At 75.0% G+C, this 6,087-nt stretch carries 6 protein-coding genes; all 6 read right to left on the reverse strand.

Annotation, left to right across the window (positions count from 1 at the left end; genetic code table 11):
• The coding region (locus tag AMY39116_RS0341490) for an AAA family ATPase (protein ID WP_027936699.1) at positions 1 to 1,105 on the reverse strand (1,105 nt) is incomplete at its 3' end.
• Positions 1,106 to 1,152: 47 nt separating this feature from the next.
• A complete protein-coding gene (locus AMY39116_RS0341495) occupies positions 1,153 to 2,064 on the reverse strand; it encodes an NAD kinase (RefSeq protein WP_017982001.1) in 912 nt (303 codons plus the stop codon).
• Entirely contained in the window at positions 2,061 to 2,870 is an 810-nt protein-coding gene (locus AMY39116_RS0341500; protein WP_020423492.1) for a TlyA family RNA methyltransferase, read from the reverse strand. Before AMY39116_RS0341500 ends, AMY39116_RS0341495 begins: the two co-directional genes overlap by 4 nt.
• A gap of 4 nt (positions 2,871 to 2,874) precedes the next feature.
• On the reverse strand, positions 2,875 to 3,084 hold the full coding sequence (locus tag AMY39116_RS0341505) for a hypothetical protein (protein WP_027936700.1): 210 nt from the start codon (positions 3,082 to 3,084) through the stop codon (positions 2,875 to 2,877).
• Between the two features lie 10 nt (positions 3,085 to 3,094).
• Positions 3,095 to 4,105 (reverse strand): HAD-IIA family hydrolase, encoded by a 1,011-nt coding sequence (locus AMY39116_RS0341510; protein WP_020423494.1) that lies wholly within the window; start codon positions 4,103 to 4,105, stop codon positions 3,095 to 3,097.
• A partial coding sequence (locus tag AMY39116_RS47765; RefSeq protein ID WP_235716332.1) for a hypothetical protein occupies positions 4,098 to 6,087 on the reverse strand: 1,990 nt, incomplete at its 5' end. The genes AMY39116_RS0341510 and AMY39116_RS47765, both read right to left, overlap by 8 nt.

A 6,087-nucleotide genomic window follows, 5' to 3' on the forward strand; every position in this document is an offset into this window, starting at 1 on the left:
CGGCGTGCACGGCCAGCTGCGCGGCCAGCTCGTCCCGCCGCGCGGCCAGCGCCGCCAGCGCCTCCTCCGAGGTGTCCATCGACGCCAGTCGCGAGTTCGCGTCCTCGGCCCAGGCCAGCACGCCGTCGATGTCGGGCGCGTACTTGCGGGTCAGGGTCTTCAGCTCGGCCTGCCTGGCGAGGATCTGCTCGAGCAGGCCCGGATCGGCGTCCAGCCCGTCGAGGTAGCCGCCCAGCTCGGCGCCGACGTCGTTGAGCAGCATCTCGGCCTCGGCCAGCCGCGGCTCCAGGTCCCGCAGGGCCGAGTCGTCCGCGCCGGCCAGCCGCCGCCGGGCCTCGCCGATCAGGCCGAGCGCGCCCGGCTGGTCCGGGTCGCCGTCGGCCGCGCCGGACACCGCGGCCTGCGCGCCGCTCGCCGCGGCCCGCAGCTCCTCGGTCGCGGTGAGCCGCTTGACCTGCTCGGCCAGCTCCGCGTCCTCCCCCGGCTTCGGGTCGACCGCGGCGATCTCGTCCAGACCGTGCTTGAGCAGGTCCGCCTGCTGCGCCATCTCGCGGGAGCGGCTGGTGCGCTCCGTCAGCTCCGCGACCACGGCGAGCCACTCGTCGCGCACCTCCCGGTACTGGCGCAGTGGCTCGGCGACGTCGTCCCCGGCGAACCGGTCGAGCACCTCGCGTTGTTCGGACGGCCGCAGCAGCCGCAGCTGGTCGTTCTGGCCGTGCACCGCCAGCAGCCGGTCGGCCAGGTCGGACAGCACGCTCACCGGCACCGAGCGGCCGCCGAGGTGGGCGCGGGACCGCCCGTCGGCGCCCACCGAGCGCAGCGCGATGAGGCTGCCGTCCTCGTCGGTCTCGCCGCCCGCGTCGGCCACGATCCGGGCGACGTGACCGGCGAACACGCCTTCGAAGCGTCCTTCGACGCTCGCCCGGCCGGAGCCGTTGCGGACCTTCGACGCCTCGGCGCGTCCCCCGGACAGCAGGTGCAGCCCGGTGACGACCATGGTCTTGCCCGCGCCGGTCTCGCCGGTGACCACAGTGAATCCCGGGTGCAGTTCGAGCAGGGCGTCCTCGATCACTCCGAGGCCCTGGATGCGCATCTCGGCCAGCACGCAGACCACCGTAGCGGTCCGCTCCGACAATCCGCGGCCGCCTCGCCTCAGCGCGCGTGCCGTTCCCGCCAGCTCTTGACGGGCAGCGAGAACTTGTGGACCAGCCGGTCGGTGAACGGGCCGGGGTGCAGGCGGGCCAGCCGGACCGGGACCTCACCGGCCACGACCTCGACCCTGGCGCCGCGCGGCAGGGCGATGTGCCGCAGCCCGTCGCAGGTCAGGACCGCGGGCGAGCCGTACGGGTCGACGCCGACGGTGATCACCGAGTCGCGGGAGACGACCAGCGGGCGGGAGAACATCGCGTGCGCGTTGCTGGGGACGACGAGCAGCGCCTCGACGTCGGGCCAGATGACCGGGCCGCCGGCGGAGAACGCGTAGGCGGTGGAGCCGGTCGGAGTGGCGCACAGCACACCGTCGCAGCCGAAGGCGGACACCGGCCTGCCGTCGACCTCGATGAGCGCGTCCAGGATCCGCTCGCGGGTGCTCTTCTCGACGCTGGCCTCGTTGAGCGCCCAGGTGCGGGCCACGACCCGGCCCTCGACCGACACCGTGACGTCGATCGTCATGCGCTCCTCGACGGTGTACTCGCGCGAGACGACCCGCCCGACGGTCTCGGTGAGCGCGTCCGAATCGGCCTCGGTGAGGAAGCCGACGCGGCCGAGGTTGACGCCCAGCACCGGCACCCCGGCGGGGCGGGCCAGTTCGGCGGCGCGCAGCAGGGTGCCGTCGCCGCCGAGCACGAGCACCAGCTCGGCGCCGCGGGCCGGGTCGTCACCGGGCGCGACGAGGGTGCACAGCTCGTCGAGGGAGTCGTGCTCGATCAGTTCCTTGACCTCGTCGTCGATGACGCGCAGCCCGATGCCGGCCTCGTCGAACCGGGTGGCGACCTCGCGCGCGGCGTCCTTGGTCGTCTCGCGGTCGGGGTGCATGACCAGCAGGACCTCGCGGCGCTCGCTCACTGGGGCCCCTTCCCGACCGCGTCGCGGACCAGTTGCTCGACGTCCTGGTCCGGCACCGGGTCGCGGCGCAGCCAGGCGAAGTACTCGACGTTGCCGGACGGTCCCGGCAGCGGGCTCGCGACCACGCCGTGCGGGTGCAGGCCCAGTCCGGCGGCGGCGTCCAGGACGTCCAGGACGGCACGGGCGCGCAGTTCCGGGTCCCGCACCACGCCGCCGCTGCCGAGGCGTTCCTTGCCGACCTCGAACTGCGGTTTGACCATCGGGACGAGGTCGGCATCGGCGGTCGCGCAGGCGGCGAGCGCGGGCAGGACCAGGCGCAGCGAGATGAACGACAGGTCGCCGACGACCAGGTCGACCGGTCCGCCGCACTGCTCGGGGGTGAGGTTGCGGACGTTGGTCTTGTCCAGCACGACGACGCGCTCGTCGGTCTGCAGCCGCCAGTCGAGCAGTCCGCGGCCGACGTCGGCGGCCACCACCTGGGCGGCGCCGCGGCGGAGCAGGACGTCGGTGAACCCGCCGGTCGAGGCGCCCGCGTCCAGGCAGCGTTTGCCGTCGACGGACAGCCCGGCCGGTTCGAAGGCCTCGAGCGCGCCGAGCAGTTTGTGGGCGCCGCGGGACGCCCAGCCCGGGTCGTCGGTGGCTTTCACGACGATCGGCGCGCCGGTCTCGACGCCGGTGGCGGGTTTGCTGGCGACCATGCCGTTGACGGTCACCTTGCCCTCGCTGATCAGCGTGCTGGCGTGCTCGCGGGAGCGGGCGAGGCCGCGGCGCACCAGTTCGGCGTCGAGGCGGGCCCTGCGGGGCATCGCCTCACACCTTGTCGATGCTGGACAGGGCGGTGGTGAGCTCGGCGTGCACGGCGTCGAAGCGCTCGACGTGCTCGGCGAGCGGGATCCGGTCCAGGTCGTCGAGCGCGGCCATGGCCTCCTCGATGCCGGCACGCGGGTCCTGCTGCGGCGCGGCGGCCGGCGGCGACCCGGGGACCGGTCGCGGCGGTTGCGGAGTCGGTTGGTGCTGCACGGTCACCACGCTAACGGATCGGGCGGCCGCCGGACGGCAGCCCCAGCTCCGCGAGGATTTTTCCGGCTCGGTCGTCCCCGGCCCGGAGGGCGGTGACGCCGGTGTCCCAGGCGACGGCGCAGAGGGTGCGCAGCAGGGCCAGCGGATCGCCGTCGCCGGTCACGACGAGCGTGTCGCCGTCGCGGCGGACATCCCAGCCTGCCTGCGGGGCGACGCGCAGTTCGTCCGCGGGTTCGGTCAGGGCGCCGAGGTCGGCGCCCAGGTAGGTCGGCCGTTCGGCGGGGACCGCGGTGACGAGGGTGGCCGGCGTGGCGACGCCGGTGAGCACGCACAGCGAGTCCATGCCCGCGGTGACGGCGCCCGCGATGTCGGTGTCCAGCCGGTCCCCGATCGCCAGCGGACGGCTCGCGTTCGCCGACTTCGCGGCGGTGTGGAACAGCGGGGCCTCGGGTTTGCCGGCGACCTCGGGGGTGGCGCCGGTGGCCGTGCGCAGGGCGGCGACCATCGAGCCGTTGCCGGGCAGCAGGCCGCGTTCGGTGGGCAGGGTGGTGTCGACGTTGCAGGCGACCCACAGGGCGCCGCCGCGGATGGCGACGCACGCTTCGGCGAGGTCGGCCCAGCCGGTGGCGGGGTTGTGGCCCTGCACGACGGCGGCGACGTCGTCCCCGGCCTCGCGCACGGGCTCCAGGCCCACGGCGGTGATCTCGCCGGCGAGCGCGTCGGTGCCGACGACGAGGACGACCGCCCCGGCGGGCAGCCGTTCACCGAGCAGCCGGGCCGCGGCCTGGGCGCTGGTGCTGACCTCGTCCGGGGTGGCGTCGACGTCGAGCGCGCGGAGGTGGTCCGCGACGTCCCCGGGCGCCTTGGAGGCGTTGTTGGTGACGAAGCGCACCGCGGCGCCCTGGTCGCGCAGCTGCCGGATGGCCGCCGCGGCCCCCGGGATGGGCCGGGGGCCGTGGTAGACGGTTCCGTCGAGGTCGAACAGGAACGCGTCGTAGGCGGCCTGGAGGGCGTCAGCCATTCGCGAGCTCCGCGGCGCGCTCGGCGGCGTCGGTCTCGTCCTCCGCATCGGCCTCGGCGGCGTGCAGGAACCAGCGGAGGGCTTCCTCGGTGCGGTCGGCCGCGACGAGGTTGTCCGCGTAGGCGTAGAACAGCCGGGCGCTCCACGGGTCGCGCTTGCGCGGGTCGAGGTCGTCGCCCTGCAGGGAGACCACGGCGGCGTCCACCTGGCCGAGGTCGCGCCGCGCCCCGGCGGCGACGATCTTCAGCTCGATCTCGACGTCGCGCGGCAGCTTGCGGCCCTGCATCTCCTTGGCGAGGTCGAGGGCGCGCTCGGGGCGGCCGAGGGCGCGCTCGGCGTCGGCGATGACGGCGATGTGCTGGTCGGTGTGGGTCATCCGGCGGACGGCCCGCAGCTCGGCCAGGGCTTCCTGCCAGCGGCCGGCGTGGTAGGACACCAGGCCGAGCGCCTCGCGGACGATGGGGATCCGGGAGGCGCGGGTCTTGGCGTACTTGGCGTGCGCCAAGGCGGCCTCCGGGTCGGTGTCGATGAGGTTGCCCGCCGCGACGAGGTGCTTGCCGACGGTCTCGGCGAGCGACTTCGGCAGGGAGCGCAGCTCGCGCCGGACGTCCGGGTCGAGGTCGCTGTACTCGATGTCCTCCGGCAGTTCCGGAGCTTCGAGCAGTTCCCGCGCGAGGGCCGCGTCGTCGAGATCCCGGCCACCCCGCTTCCCGCGGCGATCGTCGGTCCGGCGCTCCGCGCGGCGCGCGTCACGGAACTCGGCGTCGGCGATCTCGACGTCGTCCTCACGCGCGACCGGCGAGGCGACCTGCTCGATGGTGTCGTCCTCGTCGAAGCCGTCAGCGAGGTCCTCGTCGGCGGTGGCGTCGTCCGGGAGGTCTTCGCCGGCGAGGTCTCCGGGCCTGCCCTCGGCGCTGTCGTCGGCGGAGCCGACGCGCTTGCCGGGCTTGCCCGCGGTGTCGTCGCCGCCGGCGCCGGCGCCCTCGGCGCCCTCTCCGGGCCTGCCTGCCGCGTCCTCATCGGCGATGCCAGCACCCTCGTCGGGCCCGTCCGTGTCGGCGCTTCCGTCCCGGGTGTCCGCAGCGCGGTCCTCGGCAGCGCGGTCCTCGAAGGTGCTGTCGTCACCGGCGGCGCCGGTAGCGTCCACGAGGTCGGCGCCGGTCGTGTCCACGAGGTCGGCGCCGGTCGTGTCCACGAGGTCGGCGCGGGTCGCGTCCGCCGGAGCGGTGCCGGTCGCGTCCGCCGGAGCGGTGCCGGTCGCGTCCGCCTGGTCGGCGATCTCGCCTTCGCTGATCGTGTCGGGCGTGGAACCGCTGGTCACCACGTCGTCCGCGGAGTTCCGGGCCGGAGCCTCGTCCAGCCGCTCCTCCGCTGTCTCCGCGGCAGCCTCGGACCGTTCGTCGCGCTTCCAGCCCGGCCGGTCGCCCCGGTCGAACTGCCGGCCGGCACGGTCGTCGCGTTCGAAGCGACCACCGGCACGGTCGTCGCGCTCGAAACGGCCGCCGGAGCGGTCGTCGCGCTCGAAGCGGCCACTGGCGCGGTCGTCGCCGGGCTTGCGGGCCGGCCGGTCGCCCCGGTCGAACTTGCCGCGCGTCCGGCTGGAGTCGCGGTCGTCGAAGCGGCGCCCGCCCGATCGGGTGTCGTCACGGCGCGGGCCGGAACGGTCGTCGTCCCGCTTGCCGTAGCCGCCGCCGCGCCGGTCGTCGTCGCGCTTCCAGCCCGGCCGCTCCCCACGACGCTCGTCGAAGGACCGCCCGCCACGGTTGTCGAAGGACCGCTCACCACGGTTGAAGTCGCGACGCTCGCCACCACGGCCCTCGGAAGAGCGACCACCACGGTCGAAGTCACGACGCTCGCCACGGCCCTCGGCGGGCCGGCCACCACGGTCGAAGGAGCGGCCACCGCGCTGATCGTCACGCCCGCCACGGTTGTCGAACGAGCGCCCGCCACGGTTGTCGTCGCGGTTCCAGCCGGCACGTCCC

Source organism: Amycolatopsis sp. ATCC 39116, from assembly GCF_000231075.2.
GTDB classification, from domain to species: domain Bacteria; phylum Actinomycetota; class Actinomycetes; order Mycobacteriales; family Pseudonocardiaceae; genus Amycolatopsis_E; species Amycolatopsis_E tucumanensis.